Annotated in this window: 22 protein-coding genes and 1 pseudogene; 8 read left to right on the top strand and 15 right to left on the bottom strand. The window is 54.8% G+C overall.

Annotated elements, in window-relative coordinates; translation table 11 throughout:
• Positions 1-44 precede the first annotated feature (44 nt).
• The 4 genes and pseudogenes from celB to P3C52_RS15635 form a co-directional block, all read right to left on the bottom strand.
• Positions 45-1,417 (bottom strand): annotated as a pseudogene (gene celB / locus P3C52_RS15650) (PTS cellobiose transporter subunit IIC).
• Between the two features lie 45 nt (positions 1,418-1,462).
• A complete protein-coding gene (locus P3C52_RS15645; RefSeq protein WP_275555888.1) occupies positions 1,463-2,764 on the bottom strand; it encodes a 6-phospho-beta-glucosidase in 1,302 nt (433 codons plus the stop codon).
• A complete protein-coding gene (locus P3C52_RS15640; RefSeq protein ID WP_275555887.1) occupies positions 2,757-3,083 on the bottom strand; it encodes a PTS lactose/cellobiose transporter subunit IIA in 327 nt (108 codons plus the stop codon). Before P3C52_RS15640 ends, P3C52_RS15645 begins: the two co-directional genes overlap by 8 nt.
• Before the next feature lie 101 nt (positions 3,084-3,184).
• Positions 3,185-3,490, bottom strand: a complete 306-nt coding sequence (locus P3C52_RS15635) for a PTS sugar transporter subunit IIB (RefSeq protein WP_275555886.1) — start codon at positions 3,488-3,490, stop codon at positions 3,185-3,187.
• A 329-nt stretch (positions 3,491-3,819) separates the two neighbouring features.
• Here P3C52_RS15635 and P3C52_RS15630 point away from each other — a divergent pair, with 329 nt between their 5' ends.
• The 3 genes from P3C52_RS15630 (at position 3,820) to nrdG (ending at position 8,004) form a co-directional block, all read left to right on the top strand.
• The gene (locus P3C52_RS15630) at positions 3,820-4,947 is read left to right on the top strand and encodes a MurR/RpiR family transcriptional regulator (RefSeq protein ID WP_275555885.1); all 1,128 of its coding nucleotides are present in this window, start codon (positions 3,820-3,822) and stop codon (positions 4,945-4,947) included.
• A 475-nt stretch (positions 4,948-5,422) separates the two neighbouring features.
• Positions 5,423-7,543, top strand: coding sequence for an anaerobic ribonucleoside-triphosphate reductase (gene nrdD, locus P3C52_RS15625; protein WP_275555884.1), 2,121 nt, complete (start codon positions 5,423-5,425; stop codon positions 7,541-7,543).
• On the top strand, positions 7,540-8,004 hold the full coding sequence (gene nrdG, locus P3C52_RS15620) for an anaerobic ribonucleoside-triphosphate reductase-activating protein (RefSeq protein ID WP_275555883.1): 465 nt from the start codon (positions 7,540-7,542) through the stop codon (positions 8,002-8,004). The genes nrdD and nrdG overlap by 4 nt, the downstream gene beginning before the upstream one ends.
• A gap of 1 nt (position 8,005) precedes the next feature.
• Here the strand turns inward: nrdG and P3C52_RS15615 are convergent, their stop codons facing one another.
• Positions 8,006-9,040 carry a permease gene (locus tag P3C52_RS15615; RefSeq protein ID WP_275555882.1) on the bottom strand — a complete coding sequence of 345 codons (1,035 nt, stop codon included), beginning with the start codon at positions 9,038-9,040 and terminating at the stop codon, positions 8,006-8,008.
• 101 nt (positions 9,041-9,141) lie between these two features.
• Positions 9,142-9,789 (bottom strand): NAD(P)H-binding protein, encoded by a 648-nt coding sequence (locus tag P3C52_RS15610; RefSeq protein ID WP_275555881.1) that lies wholly within the window; start codon positions 9,787-9,789, stop codon positions 9,142-9,144.
• Positions 9,790-9,944: 155 nt separating this feature from the next.
• Between P3C52_RS15610 and P3C52_RS15605 the strand changes: the two genes are divergently transcribed.
• Positions 9,945-10,466 carry a type 1 glutamine amidotransferase domain-containing protein gene (locus tag P3C52_RS15605; protein ID WP_275555880.1) on the top strand — a complete coding sequence of 174 codons (522 nt, stop codon included), beginning with the start codon at positions 9,945-9,947 and terminating at the stop codon, positions 10,464-10,466.
• A gap of 102 nt (positions 10,467-10,568) precedes the next feature.
• Here P3C52_RS15605 and P3C52_RS15600 read toward each other — a convergent pair whose 3' ends face one another.
• A complete protein-coding gene (locus tag P3C52_RS15600) occupies positions 10,569-11,000 on the bottom strand; it encodes a YhbP family protein (protein WP_275555879.1) in 432 nt (143 codons plus the stop codon).
• Positions 11,001-11,089: 89 nt separating this feature from the next.
• Here P3C52_RS15600 and P3C52_RS15595 point away from each other — a divergent pair, with 89 nt between their 5' ends.
• Positions 11,090-11,392: a GIY-YIG nuclease family protein gene (locus P3C52_RS15595; RefSeq protein WP_275555878.1), complete on the top strand. Its 303-nt coding sequence runs from the start codon at positions 11,090-11,092 to the stop codon at positions 11,390-11,392.
• On the opposite strand, the gene P3C52_RS15590 is transcribed toward P3C52_RS15595, so the two are convergent.
• Together P3C52_RS15590 and P3C52_RS15585 are read right to left on the bottom strand one after the other, a co-directional pair.
• On the bottom strand, positions 11,373-11,882 hold the full coding sequence (locus P3C52_RS15590) for an N-acetyltransferase (RefSeq protein ID WP_275555877.1): 510 nt from the start codon (positions 11,880-11,882) through the stop codon (positions 11,373-11,375). The genes P3C52_RS15595 and P3C52_RS15590 overlap by 20 nt on opposite strands.
• On the bottom strand, positions 11,876-12,391 hold the full coding sequence (locus P3C52_RS15585) for an SCP2 domain-containing protein (RefSeq protein ID WP_275555911.1): 516 nt from the start codon (positions 12,389-12,391) through the stop codon (positions 11,876-11,878). Before P3C52_RS15585 ends, P3C52_RS15590 begins: the two co-directional genes overlap by 7 nt.
• Positions 12,392-12,605: 214 nt before the next feature.
• Between P3C52_RS15585 and P3C52_RS15580 the strand changes: the two genes are divergently transcribed.
• The 3 genes from P3C52_RS15580 to P3C52_RS15570 all read left to right on the top strand — a co-directional run bounded on the left by P3C52_RS15580 (position 12,606) and on the right by P3C52_RS15570 (position 15,801).
• Positions 12,606-13,601, top strand: coding sequence for a peptidase U32 family protein (locus P3C52_RS15580; protein ID WP_275555876.1), 996 nt, complete (start codon positions 12,606-12,608; stop codon positions 13,599-13,601).
• A 9-nt stretch (positions 13,602-13,610) separates the two neighbouring features.
• Positions 13,611-14,489 carry a U32 family peptidase gene (locus P3C52_RS15575; protein ID WP_275555875.1) on the top strand — a complete coding sequence of 293 codons (879 nt, stop codon included), beginning with the start codon at positions 13,611-13,613 and terminating at the stop codon, positions 14,487-14,489.
• 301 nt (positions 14,490-14,790) lie between these two features.
• Positions 14,791-15,801, top strand: coding sequence for a luciferase-like monooxygenase (locus P3C52_RS15570; RefSeq protein WP_275555874.1), 1,011 nt, complete (start codon positions 14,791-14,793; stop codon positions 15,799-15,801).
• A gap of 66 nt (positions 15,802-15,867) precedes the next feature.
• On the opposite strand, the gene P3C52_RS15565 is transcribed toward P3C52_RS15570, so the two are convergent.
• The 6 genes from P3C52_RS15565 to rbfA all read right to left on the bottom strand — a co-directional run bounded on the left by P3C52_RS15565 (position 15,868) and on the right by rbfA (position 23,087).
• On the bottom strand, positions 15,868-17,757 hold the full coding sequence (locus P3C52_RS15565; RefSeq protein ID WP_275555873.1) for a DEAD/DEAH family ATP-dependent RNA helicase: 1,890 nt from the start codon (positions 17,755-17,757) through the stop codon (positions 15,868-15,870).
• Between the two features lie 177 nt (positions 17,758-17,934).
• Positions 17,935-18,819: a lipoprotein NlpI gene (gene nlpI, locus P3C52_RS15560; RefSeq protein WP_275555872.1), complete on the bottom strand. Its 885-nt coding sequence runs from the start codon at positions 18,817-18,819 to the stop codon at positions 17,935-17,937.
• Between the two features lie 126 nt (positions 18,820-18,945).
• The gene (gene pnp, locus P3C52_RS15555) at positions 18,946-21,075 is read right to left on the bottom strand and encodes a polyribonucleotide nucleotidyltransferase (protein WP_275555871.1); all 2,130 of its coding nucleotides are present in this window, start codon (positions 21,073-21,075) and stop codon (positions 18,946-18,948) included.
• A 287-nt stretch (positions 21,076-21,362) separates the two neighbouring features.
• Positions 21,363-21,632, bottom strand: a complete 270-nt coding sequence (gene rpsO / locus P3C52_RS15550; RefSeq protein ID WP_275555870.1) for a 30S ribosomal protein S15 — start codon at positions 21,630-21,632, stop codon at positions 21,363-21,365.
• Positions 21,633-21,738: 106 nt separating this feature from the next.
• Entirely contained in the window at positions 21,739-22,683 is a 945-nt protein-coding gene (truB, locus tag P3C52_RS15545; RefSeq protein ID WP_275555869.1) for a tRNA pseudouridine(55) synthase TruB, read from the bottom strand.
• Positions 22,683-23,087: a 30S ribosome-binding factor RbfA gene (rbfA, locus tag P3C52_RS15540; protein WP_275555868.1), complete on the bottom strand. Its 405-nt coding sequence runs from the start codon at positions 23,085-23,087 to the stop codon at positions 22,683-22,685. Before rbfA ends, truB begins: the two co-directional genes overlap by 1 nt.
• Between the last annotated feature and the right edge of the window lie 48 nt (positions 23,088-23,135).

Raw genomic sequence — 23,135 nt, 5'->3', positions numbered from 1 at the left:
AAAACGCTGCGCGCGTTAAGGCGCGCAGCGCTGACCGCTTCAATTTATGCCTGGCTGCCGCCGGGCATAGTTTTATCCAGCGCGGCCTCTTCAGCGGCTTTTGCCAGCGCCTCCTGTTCTTCACGCGCCTTTAACCGATCCCATACGCGAAAGAACGGATAGTAAATTACCAGTGAAATGCTGAGGTTTACCGCCTGAAGTATCGAGCCGGAAATATGTCCCCCGGTCGCCAGATAGCCGCTAAAGAAAATCGGCGTGGTAAAAGGTAAGGCGATACCGGCGGGCGGCGCCACCAGCCCCAGCGACATCGCGAACCAGCTGACCAATACCAGCACCACCGGCGTCAGAATAAAGGGCAGGAAAAAGTACGGGTTCATGACCAGCGGGATACCGAACACCATCGGCTCGCTGATATTAAACAGCGCGCCCGGCGCGGCAATCTTCCCTAACTGCTTCATCTGTACGCTGCGGCTGCGCAGCAGCATAAAAATCACCAGCCCAAGCAGCGCGCCGGTGCCGCCGGGCGCGATCCAGAGATCGTAAAACTGCTGGGTGATAATATGCGGAATCGGCTGGTTATGCTGAAATGCCTCAAAGTTTTCCGTCATATTCGCCAGCCAGACCGGCTGTATAAAGACCAGCACGATCGCATCGCCATGCAGTCCCAGCGTCCACAGCACACCAATCAAAATCACCGAGAAGATCATCCCCGGCAGCGTGCCGCCAACGTGCTGCATGGGAATACCGATAATGGTACTGATCATATGGTTAATATCGCCAAAGGGCGACGCTTCAACCGCCAGCCGCAGCAGCAGAACGCAGGCCAGCACGCAAAAGCCGGGGATCAACGCGAGGAACGATTTTGCCACCGCAGGCGGCACCCCTTCCGGCATGCGAATCACCAGATTGCGTCCGCTGACGAAACGATAGATCTCCGTTGAGAGCAATGAGATGACGATCGCCACAAACAGCCCCTGACTGCCGATCAGATCGACCGGGATAACGCCGTCAACGATCTTTTGCGCCGCGCCTTCCACCGGCGCAAACAACGTATGCTGCGGAATGGTCATGATAAAAGCCACCAGCGCCATCGCGCCGCTGGTGAGCGGATCGATGGTGCGATACTTTTCCGCCAGCCGGTAGGCGATGCCGAAGCTGGAGATGATCGCCATAATGTCGTAGGTCGCTTTTACCGGATAGAGCAGCTTATCCCGCCAGGCGTCGCCAAATAGCCCCGCCATCATTTGCGCCCGGCGGGCACCGGCAGATAGGCGAAAATCAGGAAAAACGAGCCAATCAGCATAAACGGCATATTCAGGATGATGCCGTCGCGCACCGACAGCACATGCTTTTGTCCGGCCACCTTCAGCGCTACCGGCAGCACGTAACGCTCAATCAACGATCGCTTGCCATTCATAGTTGCTTCTCCCGTATCACGAGATGATGATCGCCGCGCGTCCGCTTAGTGAAACTGCGGCAGCCAGGCATGATTAAGTGTCAGAACCTCGGCCAGCAGATCGTCCGCCGAGCTTAAATCGCCAATCAGCGGGTTGGTGACCAGCGCCAACAGCGCGCTTTGCCGATCGCCATGCACCGCCGCCTCAATCGTCAGGCATTCAAAATCTTTAACCTGCTGCGTCAGGCCATTCATCGCTGGCGGCAGACGACCGAATGCCAGCGGATGCGCACCCAGCGCATCCACCAGACAGTTGGTTTCGACCACTGCATCGTCCGGCAGGCCCTGAATCGCGCCATTATTACGGCAGTTCACCACCATTTCGCGTCCGCTGTTGGTGTGAATCGCCCGGATCAAATCCACCGCTACCTCTGAATAAAAGGCGCCGCCACGGAAGTTCAGCTGTTCCGGTTTGCGATCGAGCTGCGGATCGGCATAGAGCTGAAAAAGCTCCGCTTCGACTTTCATGACCTGCTCTGCGCGCGTGCCCTTCGCCTGAGAGGCCTCGATCTCTTCCGCCAGCATGGCGCGGGTTTGCCAGAAATAGCGGTGATAGGGACAGGGAATTGCCTTCAGCGCACGCAGAAATGTCGGCGGCCAGGGGACTTCCTGAATATTGTTCATGGAGAGCGCATGGCCTGCACAGAGCATATCGATGACCTTGCTGGTGACATCTTTGCCCTGCTGCATCACCTGATGCACCCAGACCATATGGTTCAGACCGGCAAAGCGCAGCTTTACGTCATGATGAGGTGCCTGCAGCATATCGGCGATCATATGCTGCATGGTGACCGGCACATTGCAGAGTCCGATGATTTTCGCCTTGCTGTAGCGCGATACGGCTTCGGTCACGATGCCGGCCGGATTAGTGAAATTGATGATGAACGCTTCCGGCGCCAGCGCCTCGACCTTGCGCGCCACCTCCAGCATGACCGGAATGGTGCGTAGCGCCTTGGCAAAGCCGCCAACGCCGGTGGTTTCCTGCCCCAGCATGTGATATTTCAGGCCAAGCCGCTCATCCGCCGCGCGCGCCGCCAGCTGACCGACGCGTAGCTGAGTCAGGACAAAGGCGGCGCCTTCAATCGCACTATCCAGCGCAAAGTGAACACTGACTTTTACCTGCTCCAGCCCGTGACGCTTTAACATCCGGCGCGTAAGCGCGGCGATAATCTCCACTTTTTGCCGCCCCGCTTCCACATCCATCAGCGCCAGCTCTGTGACCGGCACCTGCTGATAATGCTGGATGATGCCTTCCATTAACTCCGGCGTGTAGCTGCTGCCGCCGCCAATCACTGCGATCTTAAGCATAATGTTCTCCGCACTGAGGTAAACGCTGATAAAGCGCGATCATATCGGTCGCCAGATCCTGAATAAGCATGGCGTTCATTAAGTGATCCTGAGCGTGAACCACGATCAGCGTCACCGGCAGCTTGCCGCTGCCTTCATCGAGGCTAATCAATGCGGTTTGTGACTGATGCGCCGCGCTGATGGCCTGGGCGGCAGCCTTTAAGGCGCACTCTGCCGCATCGAAATCGCCTTCCCTGGCGTGCCTGAGCGCCAGAAGCGCATGGCTGCGTCCGCTACCGGCGTGAACCAGCAGCTCCATAATGATATTTTCCTGTTCCATCCTGTTTCTCCCGCGCTGAATTCAGCGTGCAGGAAGCCGCGCGCCACTGCGGCGCGTTTGCTTCGTTGGTCAGTGAAAAGGTCGGCGAAACGCCGGAGTGATCAGGACGGCATCAGCGCCAGCGCTTTATCCAGCACTTTATCGCCGCGCATCGTGCCGTAATCCATCATATCGATCACCGCAACCGGCTTGCCCAGCGGAGAAGCAATGGCGGTCAGGCGCGCCGCTTCAAACTGCACCTGCGGCCCTAACAGCACGACATCTGCCGCGTCGATAATGCGCTCAAATTCCGCCACCGGAACGGCGTCGATCTGGACCGCCAGCTGACGTTTTTGCGCTTCGGTTTTCATTTTTGCCACCAGCATGCTGGTAGACATGCCCGCCGCACAGCAAAGAACGATATTCATAGGCTTTCTCCTTTCTGGTTGGCTCAACTATAAGCCAGAGAGGATTAGCGCTGTAAATACCCTCAGGTCATCGTTTTTTCGTCTGGTTTTGTTAAAGTATTGATATAAAAAGAGTTAAATAAAAAACTTTATGAAAATAATTTTCATAGATGTGATCGCGTTAGCGTTTAGCATAAGTGGAAAAATATCAAATCAGAAAATAGTAATTTAAATACAATAGCTTAAGCACAATGACTATCTTTCTAATCTAAAAAACCACACCTGAAAATCATTTTCATGGCAAGATGGCAGCTATGATGCTGTAAGCACACTGGAGGAGCCTGTTAACGATGGATTTAGTCTGGCAACTGCAAAATAGCCTGAGTTACCTGCCGCCGCAGGAATCGCATGTGGCGCGCTTCGTTCTGGAAAATTTACGCTTCTCCAGCGGCGCCACGCTTGAGCAGCTGGCGCAGCGGGCGGGCGTTAGCGCAGCAACACTCTCCGCATTTGCCCAATCGGTAGGATGTGAAGATTTGAATGATTTTATGCAGCAGCTGCGCAAACTCAATCAGCCTGCTGATGATGAACATGCGGTCGCGCCCGCCGTTAATGGTGATATGGACTATGCCGATACCTCCGCGCTGGAGAAGCTGGCGGCCAAAGCGGGCGTCGCGCCGGAAATGCTGAAACGCTTTGCCCGCTCCATCGGACGCGAGGATTTTGGCGATATTCTGTTTCAAATCCGCAAGCGGCTGAATGAACTCAGCCAACAGGAAGCGCGCGTCGCGCAGACCGTTCTGGCGGATGTTAATTTCGCTGCGTCGGCCACCATCGAACAGCTTGCCAGCCAGGCAGGCGTCAGTCCCGCCACCATTACCCGCTTCGCCAAATCGGTCGGCTGCGAGGATATTCGCGATCTGCGTATGAAGCTGGCGCAGGCCTCCGCCAGCTACTCGCCCTATATGACTACGCCTGCCGCCAGTTCGTTGCCAGCGACCTGGCAACAGCGGTTGAGCGGTGTCGAACAGGCGTTGCGCCAGCAGCTTCAGCAGAATCAGCCTGCCAGCTATGCGCGGGCCGCGACGCTGCTGCAACAGGCGCGCGGCGTCGCCATTTTTACCGCCGGCGGCAACGATGCGCTATATGGTTTACAGGTGCAACACCAGCTGATGGCGCTGGGCATAACGACCACCCTGAGCCAGGAGCTGGCGCTGATCGGGATGAATGCGGCGATGCTGAACGGGGATCAGGTGCTACTGGTAATTTCTGCCGATAAGTCGGCGGCCGGTTTGCAAAGCGCCACGCTTCAGGCGCGCACGAAAGGCGTGCCGGTGATTGCCCTGGCGGCACCCGCCGATCCGCTGGCGCCGATGGCGGATACGTTACTGGCGCTGCCCGATGATCCTGGGCTGGCACGCTACGGTCTGCTGATGGCGTTAGATTTGTTAAGCATGGAAATCGGTACCGCGCAGTAAAGGCCAACGATAAATTTAACGTTAAATGTGTCGCCGCCCGCTGCCGGTTCGCCATTAATCGGATGCTCAATTTGGTGCCAGGCTTACGGCACTGAAATGGCAAGTTTTAGCATCAACCTGATAGCGGCCTGGTACTATTTTTAGCAACGATTTTCTCACACCAGCGGCTATTTTCTGGCTTTCTGCCCAGCAAAAATCCGCTGTTGCGCCCCCTGCTTTCCTGCAAAATAAATCAATCTGTTAGCCTGTTTTGCGCTATTACCCGGCTGCCTCGTCTCATTTTTCCAGACTTTTCCTGTATTAAAAATAACCTTATTCTCTTGGTGGTTTCTGTCCGTTTAAGATTTCATCCACCGTCGGCGATCCTTGTTCTGCATCAAGAAAAGCACGGTTATATAGAGCGAAAACCCCATATATAGCGTTTACTATTCATCACCAATCCTACATATAGTAATCACGCTAAAGGAGACCGGTGGTGACAACGACGGTAGTAAAACGAGACGGCTGTCAGGTAGCCTTTGATCAACAGCGCATCGCAGAGGCCATTCGCGCCGCAGCCCGCGCCGCTCAGATTGAAGATGACGCGTATTGCGCAGAAGTCGCGCAGCAGGTCAGCGATAAGATGTGCAGCTGCGAGCGGGTTGATATTCACGAGATCCAGCAGGAAGTAGAAAATTTACTTATGGCGGGCCGCTATCCACAGCTGGCGCGTCAGTATATTGAGTACCGTCACGATCGCGATCAGGCGCGCGAGCAGCGCGGCAAACTCAGCAAAGCCATCCGCGGCCTGGTAGAACAAACCGATCCCGCTCTGCTGCATGAAAACGCCAATAAAGACAGCAAGGTGATCCCGACTCAGCGCGATCTGCTGGCGGGCATTGTGGCTAAACATTATGCCCAGCAGCATATGCTGCCGCGTGACGTGGTGCTGGCGCACCAGCGCGGTGAAATTCACTATCACGATCTCGACTATTCACCTTTCTTCCCTATGTTTAACTGCATGCTGATCGATCTGAAAGGCATGCTGACCAACGGCTTCAAAATGGGCAATGCCGAAATCGAGCCGCCTAAATCTATCGCGACCGCCACGGCTGTCACCGCGCAAATTATCGCGCAGGTCGCCAGCCATATTTACGGCGGTACCACCATTAACCGCATTGATGAAATTCTGGCGCCGTTTGTTGAAGCCAGTTATGAAAAACATCTGGCGGTTGCGCGTGAATGGCAGATTGGCGAAAGCGAACGCTACGCCCGTGAACGCACGGAAAAAGAGTGTTTCGACGCTTTCCAGTCGCTGGAATATGAGGTCAATACGCTGCACACCGCCAACGGGCAGACGCCATTTGTGACTTTCGGCTTCGGTCTGGGCACCAGCTGGGCGGCGCGCCTGATCCAGCAATCTATCCTGCGCAACCGCATCGCCGGTCTGGGTAAAAATCGTAAAACCGCCGTGTTCCCTAAGCTGGTCTTCGCCATTCGCGAGGGGCTGAACCGTCGTCCCGGCGATGTCAATTACGATATTAAACAGCTGGCGCTGGAGTGCGCCAGCAAGCGTATGTATCCCGATATTCTTAATTACGATCGTGTTGTTGAAGTGACCGGCTCGTTTAAAACCCCAATGGGCTGCCGCAGTTTCCTCGGCGTCTATGAGGAGAACGGCGAGCAGATTCATGATGGCCGCAACAATATTGGCGTAATCAGCCTTAACCTGCCGCGCATTGCGCTGGAGGCGAAAGGTGACGAAGCCCGTTTCTGGCAGCTGCTGGACGAGCGTTTGCAGATCGCGAAGAAAGCGCTGATGACGCGTATCGCCCGCCTGGAGCATACCAAAGCGCGTGTGGCGCCGATTCTCTATATGGAAGGTGCCTGCGGCGTGCGGCTTAACGCCGATGATAACGTGGCTGAGATCTTTAAGCATGGCCGCGCCTCAATTTCGCTTGGCTATATCGGCCTGCATGAAACCATCAATGCTCTGAGCGGCGGCGAAACCCACCTGTACGATGACGAAGCGCTGCGTGCGAAAGCGGTCGCTATCGTTACCCGACTGCGCGAAGCGGTTGATGCCTGGAAAGAGGAAACCGGCTACGGCTTTAGCCTGTACAGCACGCCCAGCGAAAACCTCTGCGATCGCTTCTGCCGCCTCGATGCCGCCGAGTTCGGCCAGGTGAAAGGCGTAACGGATAAAGGTTATTACACCAACAGCTTCCACCTGGATGTGGAGAAGAAGGTGAATCCTTACGATAAGCTTGATTTTGAAGCGGTTTATCCGCCCATCGCTAACGGTGGCTTTATCTGTTACGGCGAGTATCCAAATCTCCAGCACAACCTGAAGGCGCTGGAGGATGTTTGGGATTACAGCTATAACCTCGTCCCCTATTACGGCACCAATACGCCGATTGATGAGTGCTACGAATGCGGCTTTACCGGCGAGTTCGACTGCACCAGCAAAGGCTTTACCTGCCCGGCATGCGGCAACCACGATCCGGCCCGCGTTTCCGTAACGCGCCGCGTCTGCGGCTATTTGGGCAGCCCGGACGCGCGGCCCTTTAACGCCGGGAAACAGGAAGAGGTGAAACGGCGGGTCAAACACCTGTGAATATCCATCAGTACTACCCCATCGATGTGGTTAACGGGCCCGGCACGCGCTGTACGTTGTTTGTCGCAGGCTGTGAGCATGAATGTCCGGGCTGCTATAACCAGCGTACCTGGCGGCTTAACTCCGGCCTTCCTTTTACCATTGAGATGGAAGAACAGCTGATCGGCGATCTGAACGATCGCCGTATTCCGCGTCAGGGCTTATCCCTTTCCGGCGGCGATCCGCTGCATCCGGCCAATGTGCCGGATGTGCTGCGCCTGGTGCGCCGCGTGCGCCGCAGCTGCCCCGGTAAAGATATTTGGTTGTGGACCGGCTATACGCTGGCGGAGCTGAGTGCAGCGCAGCGTAAGGTGGTTGCCGAACTGGATGTGCTGGTAGACGGGAAGTTTATTAGGGAATTAAAAGATCCCGCGCTGGTATGGCGCGGGAGCAGTAATCAGGTGATTCACTACTTGCGCTGAGCTATAGCCATAGCAGCGCCAGCGTACCGGTCAGAATGCCGCACAGAATAACCAGCCCCAACGTTAGCCAAAGCGCTTTTGCCGGAAAAACCCGGCGCAGCATAATCAGCGATGGCACGCTTAAGGCCGGTAGCGTAATCAGCAGCGCCAGCGCTGGCGCGATTCCCATGCCAGCCAGCATCATGGTTTGCACAATGGGAATTTCCGCTGCGGTTGGGATCACGAACAGCGCGCCAGCCACGGCCATCGCCACAATCCACCAGACAGAATTATCAACCACCCCTTGCGTATGTGGAAACAGCCAGACCTGCGCCGCGCCCAGGGCCAGCACCGCCAGTAAGTAAACCGGCACCGTCTGCCAGAACAGGCTCCACAGCGAAACAGCCCAACGTTGCAGGAAAGATCGCTCGTCTACCGGTAACGGCTCCGGTAACAGGCGAATTATCTCATCTGATGTGATCTTCTGGACGGCAAATGCCACGCTGAAAACCGTTACCAGCCCCACCACCAAACGTATCGCGCTGAACTGCCAGCCAAGCACAAAGCCCATAAAAATCAGCGTCGCCGGATTTAACAGCGGATTACCCAGCCAGAATGCCAGCGTGCTGCTGGCCGGAACGGAACATTTGCGCATGCCAACCGCAACCGGCGCCGCGCAGCAGGTACACATCATGCCCGGCAGTGAGAAAATGGCGGCCAGCAACGGGCCGGAAAAACGCCCTTTGCCAAACAGCGTAATCAGCCAACGACGCGGGATCAGCACTTGGATCAGCGATCCCAGAATAATGCCCAGCACGGCGGCTTTCCAGACGGCAAGAAAATAGATCTGCGCATAGCGCCAGGCAGCCTGTAAGGGATGATCCTGTACGTCCGCTAATAGCGAATGACCGATATTATGCGTTTCCGCAGCCAACAGCGCTTTACCGTAGTAAGGCTGCCATTTGACTAACCACAGACCAATAACGACTACAGCGAGGAACAGTAAAGGTTTCCACCAGCGCACAGCGGGCGCGGCGGTGAGAGAAGAGATAGACATAGTAGATCCGTATTCAACCTGAATAACGTATCGGCCTGCGCCGACGAAAGGGTTGAATAGTATATCGGCTTACTGTTAAAGAAATTGATGCAGATTAGATTTTATTCGCGCGTTGTTAACCGATGGCGCGAAATGGCTGCTGATTCAATAATGGTGACATCATTGCGGCCAGGCGAAAAGGCTTCCCGCATCAGCGCGGCGGCCACATCTTTTGCCGTTACCGCACGCCAGTTGCCGGGCAGCAGTTTAAATAACGGTGCCAGGAAAGCCTCGCCCGGTCGCGGCTGCTGACGATCGCCTAACAGCAGCGAAGGCCGAATCAGCGTTAAACGCGGCCAGTTTTGCTGGCGCAGCGCCCGCTCCATCTCCCCTTTTACCCGATGATAGAAGAAGGGAGAGTTAACGCTGGCACCATGCGCGCTGACCGCCAGCATATGTTTTGCCCCCAGCCGCTGACCGGCAATGGCGCTGTCAATAACCAGCGTATAGTCCACATGCAGAAAAGCCGCTTTGCTGCCCGCCAGTTTGCGCGTGGTGCCCAGGCAGCAGAAAACAATATCAACCGGTTGCTGGAGCGGACGCAGTACATCCGTCAGATCGGCCTCAACAGGATTGATCACTTTCTTCATCGGCGGCAGAGGGCGGCGCGTAGGCGCGATAATTTCGCTAACACGCGGTTCGGCAATCAGCAGTCGCAGCAGATGATTTCCCACCAGGCCACTGGCTCCGGTTAATAATATCCGACTCATCTTCTCCTCCGATAAGCGGCTGACGACAGCCTGCGCCTTTACGATTAACTACCTGTTATCAGTGAGATTAGCAGAGATGTCTCCAGTGAGGATTTGATTTTTCAGCATACTCAACCAGGCTTAACCGGTAGTTCCATATAAACAGGAGGATAAAGATGAGCAAGAAGATAGCGGTACTGATTACCGATGAATTTGAAGACTCTGAATTTACCTCCCCTGCTGAAGCCTATACCAAAGCGGGCCATGAAGTCGTGACCATCGAGATGGAAGCCGGTAAAACGGTAACGGGTAAGCAGGGAAAGGCACAGGTAAAAATAGATAAAGATATTGATCATGTCAGTCCGGCGGAATTTGATGCGCTGCTGCTACCAGGCGGTCATTCGCCAGATAGCCTGCGCGGCGATGACCGCTTTGTGCAATTTACTAAGGAGTTTGTCGCCAGCGGGAAGCCGATCTTTGCCATTTGTCATGGCCCGCAGCTGCTGATTAGCGCTAACGGCGTGCGCGGCCGCAAAATGACCTGCGTAAAGGCCATCGCCATCGATCTGAAAAATGCCGGTGCGGATTTCTACGATAAAGAGGTGGTCGTGGATAATGACAAGCTGGTGACCAGCCGGACGCCAGAAGACCTGCCCGCTTTTAATCAGGAATCCTTGCGCATTCTGAACATGAGTTAATGTGGTTTCTGCTGTGCGGCTGCGGGTCGCACAGCGTTACTACTGGCCCGTTATGGCTGGTGAAATCCTTCGCTTCGCGCGGCAGGCCTTTACGACAGACCGTCATACTTCATCGCGTAGCCACTGATTTTTCTTACCGAAACCCAGCGTATTATCCGTCATCTTTACTTCATCCAGCCGAATTTCCCACAGCGGCGCCGATACCGCGCGGGCAACAGGGAAACGCTGACAGTAAGCGGCGCGCGCCTGCTTATCTTCCTCACCGTTCAGCAAACGCGCCTCACCGCGATACTGAATGCCTTTTATCAGCATCACGGTTTTGGTCTGCCCGCTGACCGTGCCTGCTACCTGCGGCTGCTGCGTCATTAACGCGCCGTGTCGCGTGTTGGCTTCCGTCATAATCCAGAACACCATACGCGCTTCATCGAACGCGTAAAAACAGTTGGCACACCAGAATGTCTCTTCATCACGGCAGCAAAGCGATAACACATGCTGCTTTTTTAAATAGCGAATAATCGCGCTAACGTCAGACAACCTTTTCTCCAGTGATAAAAAAGCGGCTCCCCATGACGGACAGGCGGCGTTGCCGCTACAATGCCCAACCCGCAACTGAGGTGATCGGCATGAGTGAAATCGACCCTGCGTCCTGGCAACTTTATATTCTGCGTACCGCCGCTGGCTGGCTCTATACCGGCATCAGCAATAATGTGCCGCGTCGCTTACAGCAGCACCAAAAAGGTACCGGCGCCAAAGCGCTACGCGGTAAAGGCCCGCTGGAACTGCTGTTCACCTGCGAAGCGGGGGATCGCGCGATGGCTTCCCGCCTCGAATACCAGGTTAAACAGCTCTCACGCCAGGAAAAGCTCAGGCTGGTGGCGAATCAGCCGGTTTCGCTGGCCAGCTGGCTTAGCGATCGAGATGGTTAAAATGGGTTGAGTAAGCGACTTCGCCGCCGACGTCGCTAAAAGCGTCATCGGCCAGTTTACAGACCTGGAAAGCCGCCTCGGTGCCCGGCCATGGGCAGTGCAGCTGATGGCGTGCCGCCGGCTCAAAACCATAGCGTCCGAACCACATCGGATCGCCCAGCACCACCACTGCGGCGTAGCCAAATTCATTAAGCGTATCCAGCCCTTCGAAAACCAGCTGTTTACCGATGCCCTGTCCGCGAACGCTGGCGTCAACCGCCAACGGCGCCAGGCCGACCCAGTTGCGATCTTCGCCCTGTAATGTGACCGGGCTGAAGGCCGCATAGCCGAGGACCTGCCCTTCATCGTCGGTGGCAACTACCCCTAAGGTTAGCTGCCCGTCTTCACGCAGCCGTTGCACCAGCTCCGCTTCGGCTGCGGTAGTAAAGCAGCGGCGCAGCAGGCTATCGATTCCTGCCGCGTCCACGCCGATTTCAGTACGAATTAACATGAAACACCTGCGCGATCTCCCGGAGATTTCGCGTCCTCGTTCAGGCCAGCTTCGACAAAGTCGGCCAGCTGCATTAATCCAATGCGCAGCGGCGCTGGCATATTTTCCAGTTCGATCGCATCCATCAGATTCTTAACCTCCAGCCCCAGCTCGGTGTCGCCTTCGATAATCAGGCGTCGCTGGAAAAACAGCGTGTCTGGATCGCGTTTGCGGGCCGCGATCAGCAACAGATCGTTAGCCGTGCCGCGGAACCAGACATCCGCATCCTCACGATCGTTAATCTGTAAGCGATCGTTTTCCAGCGTTACGGCCCAGCGCAGCGCAATATCGTGAATATCTATGCCCAGCCAGCGGCCTTCCAGAAAGTCTAACTCACCTTCCGCCAGAGCATGACGAAACTGCGTATTCAGCAGCTGTTGCAGTAGGATTTTTTTCAGAGCGAATGGCGTAAGCTGTACCGGCAGACGCAGCAGACGCGGCCCCTGATTAACACACCGAGCGCGAAGCATATTTAACACAGTTTTTACTCCTCCAAAATAAGCAGCGCTTATTTTGCCACAGCGCCACTTTTCTCTGGCTGGCTGGATCAACAAATCATTCTTTCAGACGAACAATTCAGCAACACTTACCCGATCAATACGCCATTCGCTGCCTTAAATCAAAATTTCTCGCGCTGAGCTTGTCTACACTCGGCGCAAGTATTCATTGCTTACAGGATATGTCATGGAACTCCTTTGCCCGGCGGGAAATCTCCCCGCGCTGAAGGCAGCGATTGAGAACGGAGCAGATGCAGTTTACATCGGCCTGAAAGATGACACGAACGCGCGTCACTTTGCGGGTCTGAATTTTACCGATAAACGTCTGAAGGAAGCGGCCCGCGTGGTGCATCAGCATCAGCGCAAACTGCATGTTGCGATTAACACCTTTGCGCATCCAGACGGCTTTGGACGCTGGCAGAATGCGATTGATATGGCCGTTGATAACGGCGCCGATGCGCTGATTATTGCCGATCTCGCAATGCTGGAGTATGCCGCCAGCCGCTATCCGCAGGTTGAGCGCCATGTGTCGGTGCAGGCTTCCGCCACCAACCTGGAAGCGATCCGTTTTTATCACCAGAATTTCGATGTTGCACGCGTGGTCTTGCCACGCGTGCTGTCTATTCATCAGGTGCGCCAGCTGGCGCGTAGTACGCCGGTGCCGCTGGAAGTGTTCGCCTTCGGCAGCCTGTGCATTATGGCGGAAGGACGTTGTTACCTGTCGTCATGGATGACGGGCGAATCGCCCAATACAGTAGGTGCCTGTTCGCCAGCCCGTTTTGTGCGCTGGCAGCAAACGCCCAACGGACTGGAATCGCGCCTTAATGAAGTGCTGATCGACCGCTATAACGCCAATGAAAACGCGGGCTATCCTACGTTATGTAAAGGGCGTTACCAGGTCGATAATCAGCGCTACCACGTACTGGAAGAGCCCACCAGCCTGAATACACTGGAATTATTGCCCGATCTGCTCGCCGCCAATATCGCCTCCGTGAAAATTGAAGGCCGCCAGCGCAGCCCGGCCTATGTCGCGCAGGTCGCTCGCATCTGGCGCCAGGCGATCGATCGCTGCAAAGCGGATCCGAGCGCCTTTGCCGTTCAGGAAAACTGGATGACGGAGCTGGGCGCGCTGTCAGAAGGTACGCAGACCACACTTGGCGCTTACCACCGCAAATGGCAATAAGGAAAGATCATGAAATATTCTTTAGGGCCGGTACTGTGGTACTGGCCGACTGATACGCTGGCGGATTTTTATCAGGCCGCCGCGCAAAGCAGCGCCGATATTGTTTATCTGGGCGAATCCGTGTGCAGCAAGCGTCGCGCCACGCGCTTTAATCAGTGGATGGAGTTTGCTCGCCTGCTGGCGGAAAGCGGTAAACAGGTGGTGTTCAGTACGCTGGCGCTGGTTCAGTCCGCCTCGGAATTGCAGGAAATTAAGCGCTATGTCGATAATGGCGAATTCCAGATCGAGGCTAACGATCTGGGCACGGTAAATATGGCGGCGGAACAGAAGCTCCCGTTTGTCGTCGGACACGCCCTTAACTGTTATAACGCGGTAACGCTGCGTATGCTGCTAAAAATGGGCATGACGCGCTGGTGTATGCCGGTTGAACTGTCGCGTGACTGGCTGGTCGGCATTCAAGAGCAATGCGATCAGTTAGGGATTCACGGCAAGTTTGAGACCGAAGTGCTGGCTTATGGTCATCTGCCGCTGGCGCTGTCGGCGCGCTGTTTTACCGCACGTTCAGAAGATAAGCCCAAGGATGAATGCGAAACCTGTTGCATTAAATATCCGCAGGGCCGTCGCGTGCTGTCGCAGGAGAACCAGCAGGTTTTTGTGCTGAACGGCATCCAGACGATGAGCGGCTACTGCTATAACCTCGGCAACGACCTGAGCAGTATGCACGGTCTGGTTGATGTGGTTCGTCTCTCGCCGGAAGATAAGCAGACGCTCACCTTAATTGACCGCTTCCGTGCCAATGAGCAAGGAGAAGCACCGCTGATGATGGCGCAGCGCAATGATTGCAACGGCTACTGGCGTAAGCTGGCCGGTATGGCACTACAATCCTGACGACAGGCACAGCGAGTTCGATCGCTGTGCTTTTTCCTTTCCCGGACCGCTCTTTTTACTCTTTCCCGAGCTGTTTTTCGCTGTCTGAACGATCAAGGCCATCCTCTCGCCACATTCACAGGCCGTGACGCCTGCTATATTTGTCTGCATTGCGGTTTTTTCTCAGCAAACGCTGCTTTGCTTGCAGGGCATATTCTGGCTACTCTGCTAAAACTGCAATACGGTAAAGTAAATACCTGTTTTTCTATAAGGCTGACGGGCTTTTGCTGCGTCTGCCCTGTAGCCAACTAAGTGAGCAGATATGTCTGAGAAAAAAAACGTCCCCCTGTCAGTGTTGGATTTGGCGCCTATCCCACAGGGCGCCACTCCGCGTGACGCTTTCCACGCCTCGCTGTCGCTGGCTCAGCAGGCGGAAAAACTGGGCTTTCATCGCTACTGGCTGGCAGAACACCACAATATGACCGGCATCGCCAGCGCTGCGACTTCGGTACTCATTAGCTATCTGGCGGCCAATACCTTGACTCTGCGCCTTGGCTCTGGCGGGATTATGCTGCCGAACCATGCGCCGCTGGTGATCGCTGAGCAGTTCGGTACGCTGGAATCCCTTTACCCGGGCCGTATCGATCTGGGTTTGGGACGGGCTCCAGGCTCCGATCAACGCACAATGATGGCTTTGCGTCGCCATCAAAGCTCCAGCATGATTGACAGCTTCCCGGAAGATGTGGAAACGCTGATTGCCTGGTTTGATGCCGAGAAAGGCATGCAGCTGCCGGTACAGCCGGTACCGGGCATGGGACTGAAGATACCGGTCTGGCTGTTGGGCTCCAGCCTGTACAGCGCACAGCTGGCTGCCAGACTGGGCTTGCCGTTTGCCTTTGCTTCCCACTTTGCCCCCGACCTCCTTTACCAGGCGCTACATATGTATCGCGAGAACTTCCAGCCTTCTGAACGGCTGGAAAAACCTTATGCCATGGTATGTATCAATATTGTTGCCGCTGAAAGCGAGCGCGAAGCGCGTTTTCTCTTCACCTCTATGCAGCAGCAATTTATTAATCTGCGTCGGGGACAGCCAGGCCCGTTGCCGGCTCCTGTAGAGAATATGGATAGTCTCTGGACGCCATCTGAACAGTTTGGTGTGCAACAGGCGCTGAGCATGTCGATTGTGGGCGATCAGACTAAAGTTCAGCATGGACTGGCGGCGTTAATTCGCGAAACCCAGGCTGATGAAATTATGGTTAATGGACAGATTTTCGATCGGCAGGCACGTCTGCGTTCGTTCGAACTGGCGATGCTGGCCGCGCAGTCACTGTAATAGCTGCTGAATAACGGACATAAAAAAACCAGCCTGACGGCTGGTTTTTTATTTACGGCTTAGCGATTAATAGTCGCGACGGCGAACAGCACCGGTACCGGCACCCTCTTCGCGACGCGGACCACGGCTGGCGCCATCACGGCTACCATTACCGCGACCGCCTTCCCGACGCTCGCTGAAACGACGACCGCCGCCTTCACGACCACCTTCGCGACGCTCGCCGTCAAAGCCGCCACGACCGCCAGCAGGACGACGCTCGCCGCCACGCTCAGAACGCTCACGCGGTTGCGCATCGCCCATCAGCTGCATATTCATCGGCTTATTGAGAATACGCGTGCGGGTGAAGTGCTGTAAGATCTCGCCCGGCATACCTTTTGGCAGCTCAATGGTAGAGTGAGAAGCAAACAGTTTAATGTTGCCGATGTAACGGCTGCTGATATCGCCTTCGTTAGCAATTGCGCCAACGATATGACGAACTTCAACGCCATCATCACGACCCACTTCGATACGATACAGTTCCATATCGCCAACATCACGACGCTCGCGACGCGGACGATCGCCATCACGGCTGTCACGTGCATCACGCGGGCTACGACGATCGTCACGCTCACGGAATTCACGACGCTGCGGACGCGGTGCATCCGGCGGCAGGATCAGCGGACGCTCGCCCTGCGCCATTTTCAGCAATGCAGCAGCCAGGGTTTCCATTTCCAGATCGCTTTCCGGCGACAGTTTGCTCAGCAGAGCGCGGTACTGGTCCAGATCGCTGCTTTCCAGCTGCTGCTGTACTTTCGCAGCGAATTTTTCCAGGCGACGTGCGCTCAGCAGTTCACCATTCGGCAGCTCAACCTCAGGAATGGTCAGCTTCATGGTGCGCTCAATGTTGCGCAGCAGACGACGCTCGCGGTTCTCTACGAACAGCAGCGCGCGGCCTGCACGGCCTGCACGACCGGTACGGCCGATACGGTGTACGTAAGACTCTGAATCCATTGGGATGTCATAGTTTACCACCAGGCTGATACGCTCTACATCAAGACCACGAGCAGCAACGTCAGTCGCGATCAGAATGTCCAGACGACCATCTTTCAGACGCTCCAGCGTTTGCTCACGCAGCGCCTGGTTCATGTCACCGTTCAACGCTGCGCTGCTGTAACCGCTACGCTCCAGCGCTTCAGCGACTTCCAGCGTGGCATTTTTGGTACGTACGAAAATAATCGCCGCATCAAAATCTTCAGCTTCCAGGAAGCGAACCAGCGCGTCAGTTTTACGGCCCCAGACGGTCCAGTAGCTCTGGCTGATGTCAGGACGCGTCGTCACGCTGCTCTGGATACGCACTTCCTGCGGATCTTTCATGAAGCGACGGGTAATACGACGAATCGCTTCCGGCATGGTGGCAGAGAACAGCGCGGTCTGATGACCTTCCGGGATCTGCGCCATGATAGTTTCTACGTCTTCGATAAAGCCCATGCGCAGCATTTCATCTGCTTCGTCCAGTACCAGACCGCGCAGGTTAGAAAGATCCAGCGTACCGCGTTTCAGGTGGTCAAGCAGACGACCCGGCGTACCGACGACGATCTGCGGACCCTGACGCAGCGCGCGCAGCTGCACGTCATAACGTTGACCGCCGTACAGGGCCAGCACGTTTACGCCATGCATATGTTTAGAAAAGTCGTTGCAGGCTTCTGCAACCTGAACCGCCAGCTCACGCGTCGGCGCCAGCACCAGAATCTGCGGTGCTTTCAGTTCAGGGTCAAGGTTGTGCAGCAGCGGTAAAGAGAACGCTGCGGTTTTGCCACTACCGGTTTGCGCCATACCCAGCACGTCGCGGCCTTCCAGCAGATGCGGAATACAGGCGGCCTGGATAGGTGACGGTTTCTCATAGCCCAGGTCATTCAGAGCTTTGATGATAGATTCGTTAAGACCCAGATCGGAAAAAGTGGTTTGGATATCAGTCATGTAGTACAAGTGCCTCTTAGATTACGGCGGCCAGTCTACATAACTCGTCCTGAAAATATGCAATCATTTTCATTGAAAAATGTGAACCGGCTCAAATTAGATGTTTTGACGAACAAAAAAGCCGTCACCCCGAAAGGTGATGACATTTACGAAAAAATGGACTCAGGTGTTCGTCAGCTATTGCTGGTCAGATTCTGTTAAATCGTCTTGTGTCTGGCCTAACAGCGCCAGTTCCAACAATGCGTATCGGTGCTCAACAAAATTGTGTACGTTGTTAGCAACCGCCAGTTTGAATAACGCTTCCGCGTTATCCTTCTCCCCCAGACTTAGGTAGTACTTACCTAAATAGAAGTTGGTTTCACTGAGATGTTCAGCGAGCGAGGTGTTATCCGTTGCGTCCGCCTTGAGACGTTCCATTAACGTTGCTTCGCTAATGTCGCCAAGGTAGAACTCGACAATATTCCATCCCCATTGATCGCGATTCGCCTTATCGTAACGCTGCTTCAGCGCTACTTTTGCCTTATCGGCGTCCATCTCGCGTTCATCGAGATAAAGCCACAGGCTGCGGAACGGATCGTTAGGATCGTCTTGATAAAACGCCAGCAGATCATCTTGCGCTAACTTGTATCGTCCGCCGTAATAGAGGGCGATACCACGGTTTAAATGCGCATAATTGTAAGTTGGATCAAGCTCAAGTACAGAATCGAACGCTTCATAGGCGGCATCAAAATTGCCCGCCTGCGTTAAGTATATACCTAAATAATTAAATACTTCAGGCATATCTGGTCTTATAGACAGCGCTTGCGAAAAATCGTTCCGCGCCAGTGCCCTCAGACCCAAACTATCATACAACACTCCGCGCTCATATAATAGCTGTGCGCGTTCATCATCGGTCAGTGCCCGACTGGCAAGAATTTGTTCCATGCGCGCCAGGATAACTTCCTGTTGCAGAGTTGGCTGTAGCGGAACCGCCAGCACGTCGCTCTTACGCCAATTTGAGTTGCTGCATCCTGCCAGCGTGATAGCTGTCGCAACGAAACACCAGCGCAAAAAAGGCTTCATTTCCCACTCCCGAATACCAACATTGGGATGTACGTCCTGTCATCCGCCTGCCATGCACAAGGATTCCCGCCCTCGCAACGAAACAGCTCTCCCCACGGGGAGGAGAGCTCAATGTCGAACGCGCTTTTACTCTGCTTCAGGGTTAACGGCTGCCGTTTCTGCCTGCGGCTGCTGTTCTGTCGCTTCTTTAATGCTCAGACGTACACGGCCCTGACGGTCCACTTCCAGTACCTTAACCGGTACTTCCTGGCCCATCTGCAGGTAGTCGGTGACTTTCTCAACGCGCTTATCAGCGATTTGAGAAATATGCACCAGACCTTCTTTACCGCCGCCAATGGCAACGAAAGCACCGAAGTCAACGATACGCGTTACTTTACCGTTGTAAATGCGTCCAACTTCAATCTCGGCCGTAATCTCTTCGATGCGACGAATAGCGTGCTTCGCTTTGTCGCCATCAGTTGCGGCGATTTTCACCGTACCGTCATCTTCGATTTCGATGGTTGTACCGGTTTCTTCAGTCAGCGCGCGAATCACTGAACCACCTTTACCGATCACATCCTTGATTTTGTCCGGATTGATCTTAATGGTGTGGATACGCGGTGCGAACTCAGAAATGTCGCCACGCGGCGTGCTGATAGCCTGCTCCATCACGCCCAGAATGTGCAGACGAGCGCCTTTGGCCTGATTCAGCGCAACCTGCATGATTTCGCGGGTAATGCCTTCGATTTTGATGTCCATCTGCAGCGCGGTAATACCTTCACGGCTGCCGGCTACTTTGAAGTCCATATCGCCAAGGTGATCTTCATCGCCCAGGATGTCGGACAGTACGACATAACGATCGCCTTCTTTAACCAGGCCCATGGCGATACCCGCTACGGCCGCTTTAATCGGCACGCCAGCATCCATCAGCGCCAGCGAAGCGCCGCACACGGAAGCCATAGAAGATGAACCGTTAGATTCAGTGATTTCAGAAACCACACGTACGGTATATGGGAACTCGTCCAGCTTCGGCATAACTGCCAGCACGCCGCGTTTCGCCAGTCGGCCATGACCGATCTCACGACGCTTCGGCGAACCAACCATACCGGTTTCACCTACGGAGTACGGAGGGAAGTTATAGTGGAACAGGAAGTTGTCAGTACGCTCACCCATCAGTTCATCAAGGTTCTGCGCATCACGTGCGGTACCCAGCGTTGCGGCTACCAGCGCCTGCGTTTCGCCACGGGTAAACAGTGCGGAACCGTGCGTACGCGGCAGAACGCCAGTACGTACATCCAGACCACGGATCATATCTTTCTCACGGCCATCGATACGCGGTTCGCCGTTCAGTACACGGCTACGTACCACGTTCTTCTCAATAGCGTGCAGAATGTCACTGATTTCGCCTTCATCCAGCGTTTCGTCTTCAGCCAGCAGAGCCGCAGTGGTTTCTGATTTAATCAGGTCAACCTGTGCGTAACGCTCCTGCTTTTCAGTAATGCGATAAGCATCGCTCAGGCGTGATTCTGCCAGCGCAGCGATACGCGCATTCAGCGCTTCGTTGGCCGCTTCAGGCTGCCAGTCCCAACGCGGTTTGCCCGCTTCAGCAACCAGAGCATTGATGTTTTCAATCACCACCTGCTGTTGCTCATGACCGAACACAACAGCGCCCAGCATCTGCTCTTCGGTAAGAATATCCGCTTCGGACTCAACCATCAGCACAGCGCCCTGCGTACCGGCAACAACCAGATCCAGGCGAGACTGTTTGATTTCGTCAGAAGTCGGGTTCAGTACATACTGATCGTTGATATAGCCTACGCGAGCCGCGCCAATCGGACCGTTGAACGGAATGCCAGACAGGCTCAGCGCCGCAGAAGCACCAATCATCGCTACGATGTCCGGGTTAACCTGCGGGTTTACTGATACGACGGTAGCGATAACCTGAACTTCATTAACGAAGCCTTCCGGGAACAGCGGACGAACCGGACGGTCAATCAGACGCGCAATCAGGGTTTCGCCTTCGCTTGGACGGCCTTCGCGACGGAAGAAGCTGCCTGGGATACGGCCAGCAGCGTAGGTACGCTCTTGATAGTTAACGGTCAGCGGAAAGAAATCCTGACCTGGCTTCGCTTTTTTCTGGCCAACAACGGTAACAAATACCGCAGTATCATCCATGCTCACCATAACGGCAGCGGTAGCCTGACGAGCCATCATACCGGTCTCAAGCGTCACGGTATGCTGACCATACTGGAATTTACGTATAATCGGATTCAGCAAAATAACTTCCTTTACGTCTAAACAGGCACTAACTGACTGCCTGCTGTGGGTTTTAAACCTTCACTGCATCCTCGCGACTAATGACAATCCTTATACCATTCGGGCATAAAGCCTCTCATTAGCCGCGCGAATCTCTGCAAATGAAGATCACATACTGCAACAATACAATAGATTGCTAAAGATTGCTGCCGGTTGCTTGAAAAAAGGGGCCCGGAGGCCCCCTTTTTTACGAAACTTGCACCATGCTGTTTTGCTGACGGTTGCGCCATAAAACAGCACGTTAAGACTTAGCGACGCAGGCCCAGGCTTTCGATCAGGCTGGTGTAGCGAGCAACATCTTTACGCTTCAGGTAATCCAGCAGTTTACGACGCTGGGAAACCATACGCAGCAGACCGCGACGGCTGTGGTGGTCTTTCTTATGCTCAGCAAAGTGACCTTGCAGGTGGTTGATCTGAGCAGTCAGCAGTGCAACCTGAACTTCGGTTGAGCCGCTGTCGTTAGTGCCACGACCGTATTTAGCAACGATCTCTGCTTTAGCTTCGGTACTTAGAGACATGATGAACTCCAGTTAAATGATGAATGTCAGGGCGCCGATCTCTAATTCAGCTACCCCATGTAAAGCCGCGTTATTCTACTCTCAGGCTGAGATGAGTGCAAATGACTCAGGCAGAATATTCTACTACCAGACGGCGTGGCGCAACGCGGCCATCGTCGGCGATTTCCGCCATGCCGATAAACTTGCGCATCTCGCCTTCGGTAACCCGAACCAGGCCTTCGCGCGGCGCGCCCGATGCCTGAACCGGCTGGCCCTGCTTGAAATAACCGGCGGCAATCTCGCTGAGGTTGACTTCAGGGTAATCGGATGCCGGGCTGTCCATCGGCATCAGCAGCGCATCCAGCCTGGCCTGAGCTTCCGGGGTTAAGTCCCCCGGCTCGCCCTGCAGCTCGAACAGGTCTTCAAGCGTGATCATTTTTTCGATGGGATAACGCGCGACCTGCAGACGACGCAACATAATTACGTGCGCACCGCAGCCGAGCTTTTCACCCAAATCGTCAATAATGGTGCGGATATAAGTGCCTTTAGAGCAGTGAATTTCCAGCTCCAGCTCGTTATCCTGCCAGCGAATAAATTGCAGCTCGTGAACGATGATAGCGCGCGCTTCGCGCGGCACTTCAAGACCCTGACGCGCATACTCATACAGCGGTCGCCCCTGATATTTCAGGGCCGAGTACATGGAAGGCACCTGCTGCGTTTCGCCACGAAAACTTTCCAGTGCTTCATCCAGCTGTGCCTGATTAAAGGTTAGCGGGCGTTCACTAATAATCTGTCCATCCGCGTCGGACGTATCGGTACGCTGTCCCAGACGAGCGATAACCCGATAACGTTTATCCGCATCCAGCAGGTATTGAGAGAATTTCGTCGCTTCACCCAAGCAGATGGGCAGCATCCCGGTCGCTAACGGATCCAGCGCGCCAGTATGGCCCGCTTTATTAGCACGGAAAATACGCTTCACTTTTTGTAAAGCGTCATTGGAAGAGAGGCCCTGAGGCTTATCAAGCAGCAGCACGCCGTGAATGTCGCGACCGCGACGACGAGGACGGCTCATTACTCCTCCTTGTCGTCGTCTTCTGTCGGACCTCGGCGCTGAGCGTCATTTTTCACAACGTTAGTAACCAGGTTGGACATACGCATCCCTTCTACCAACGAGTTGTCGTAGAAGAACGTCAGCTCCGGCACGATACGCAGGCGCATCGCTTTGCCGAGCAGTGAGCGAATGTAGCCAGAAGCGTCCTGTAGAGCCTTAACGCCAGATTTAATGGAGTCAGCATCTTCGTCGTTAAGAAAAGTAACAAACACTTTGGCATAGGCCAGATCGCGCGAAACCTCAACGCCAGAAACGGTTACCATCATCCCAACGCGCGGATCTTTAATTTCCCGCTGGATGATCATCGCGATCTCTTTTTGCAGTTCCTGCGCAACACGCTGTGGGCGACCAAATTCTTTCGCCATAATTATATTCTCCTGATAATGGCTGAGCCCCGACATTGAAATGGCGGG

It is taken from the genome of Mixta sp. Marseille-Q2659 (assembly GCF_940807255.1).
Taxonomy (GTDB): Bacteria; Pseudomonadota; Gammaproteobacteria; order Enterobacterales; family Enterobacteriaceae; genus Mixta.
Note: the sequence above shows the minus strand (reverse complement) of the source record. Positions and strands in the feature narration are given on the sequence as shown.

What these genes read in the sequence shown, in the direction of transcription:
- P3C52_RS15585 (WP_275555911.1), bottom strand. Translation starts at nt 12,391, where the DNA reads ATGCTTCGCGCTCGGTGTGTTAATCAGGGGCCGCGTCTGCTGCGTCTG.
- P3C52_RS15580 (WP_275555876.1), top strand. Translation starts at nt 12,606, where the DNA reads ATGGAACTCCTTTGCCCGGCGGGAAATCTCCCCGCGCTGAAGGCAGCG.
- P3C52_RS15645 (WP_275555888.1), bottom strand. Translation starts at nt 2,764, where the DNA reads ATGCTTAAGATCGCAGTGATTGGCGGCGGCAGCAGCTACACGCCGGAG.
- P3C52_RS15565 (WP_275555873.1), bottom strand. Translation starts at nt 17,757, where the DNA reads ATGACTGATATCCAAACCACTTTTTCCGATCTGGGTCTTAACGAATCT.
- nlpI (WP_275555872.1), bottom strand. Translation starts at nt 18,819, where the DNA reads ATGAAGCCTTTTTTGCGCTGGTGTTTCGTTGCGACAGCTATCACGCTG.
- rpsO (WP_275555870.1), bottom strand. Translation starts at nt 21,632, where the DNA reads ATGTCTCTAAGTACCGAAGCTAAAGCAGAGATCGTTGCTAAATACGGT.
- P3C52_RS15635 (WP_275555886.1), bottom strand. Translation starts at nt 3,490, where the DNA reads ATGAATATCGTTCTTTGCTGTGCGGCGGGCATGTCTACCAGCATGCTG.
- P3C52_RS15640 (WP_275555887.1), bottom strand. Translation starts at nt 3,083, where the DNA reads ATGGAACAGGAAAATATCATTATGGAGCTGCTGGTTCACGCCGGTAGC.
- P3C52_RS15610 (WP_275555881.1), bottom strand. Translation starts at nt 9,789, where the DNA reads ATGAGTCGGATATTATTAACCGGAGCCAGTGGCCTGGTGGGAAATCAT.
- P3C52_RS15575 (WP_275555875.1), top strand. Translation starts at nt 13,611, where the DNA reads ATGAAATATTCTTTAGGGCCGGTACTGTGGTACTGGCCGACTGATACG.
- P3C52_RS15605 (WP_275555880.1), top strand. Translation starts at nt 9,945, where the DNA reads ATGAGCAAGAAGATAGCGGTACTGATTACCGATGAATTTGAAGACTCT.
- P3C52_RS15630 (WP_275555885.1), top strand. Translation starts at nt 3,820, where the DNA reads ATGGATTTAGTCTGGCAACTGCAAAATAGCCTGAGTTACCTGCCGCCG.
- P3C52_RS15615 (WP_275555882.1), bottom strand. Translation starts at nt 9,040, where the DNA reads ATGTCTATCTCTTCTCTCACCGCCGCGCCCGCTGTGCGCTGGTGGAAA.
- P3C52_RS15590 (WP_275555877.1), bottom strand. Translation starts at nt 11,882, where the DNA reads ATGTTAATTCGTACTGAAATCGGCGTGGACGCGGCAGGAATCGATAGC.
- truB (WP_275555869.1), bottom strand. Translation starts at nt 22,683, where the DNA reads ATGAGCCGTCCTCGTCGTCGCGGTCGCGACATTCACGGCGTGCTGCTG.
- rbfA (WP_275555868.1), bottom strand. Translation starts at nt 23,087, where the DNA reads ATGGCGAAAGAATTTGGTCGCCCACAGCGTGTTGCGCAGGAACTGCAA.
- P3C52_RS15570 (WP_275555874.1), top strand. Translation starts at nt 14,791, where the DNA reads ATGTCTGAGAAAAAAAACGTCCCCCTGTCAGTGTTGGATTTGGCGCCT.
- P3C52_RS15595 (WP_275555878.1), top strand. Translation starts at nt 11,090, where the DNA reads ATGAGTGAAATCGACCCTGCGTCCTGGCAACTTTATATTCTGCGTACC.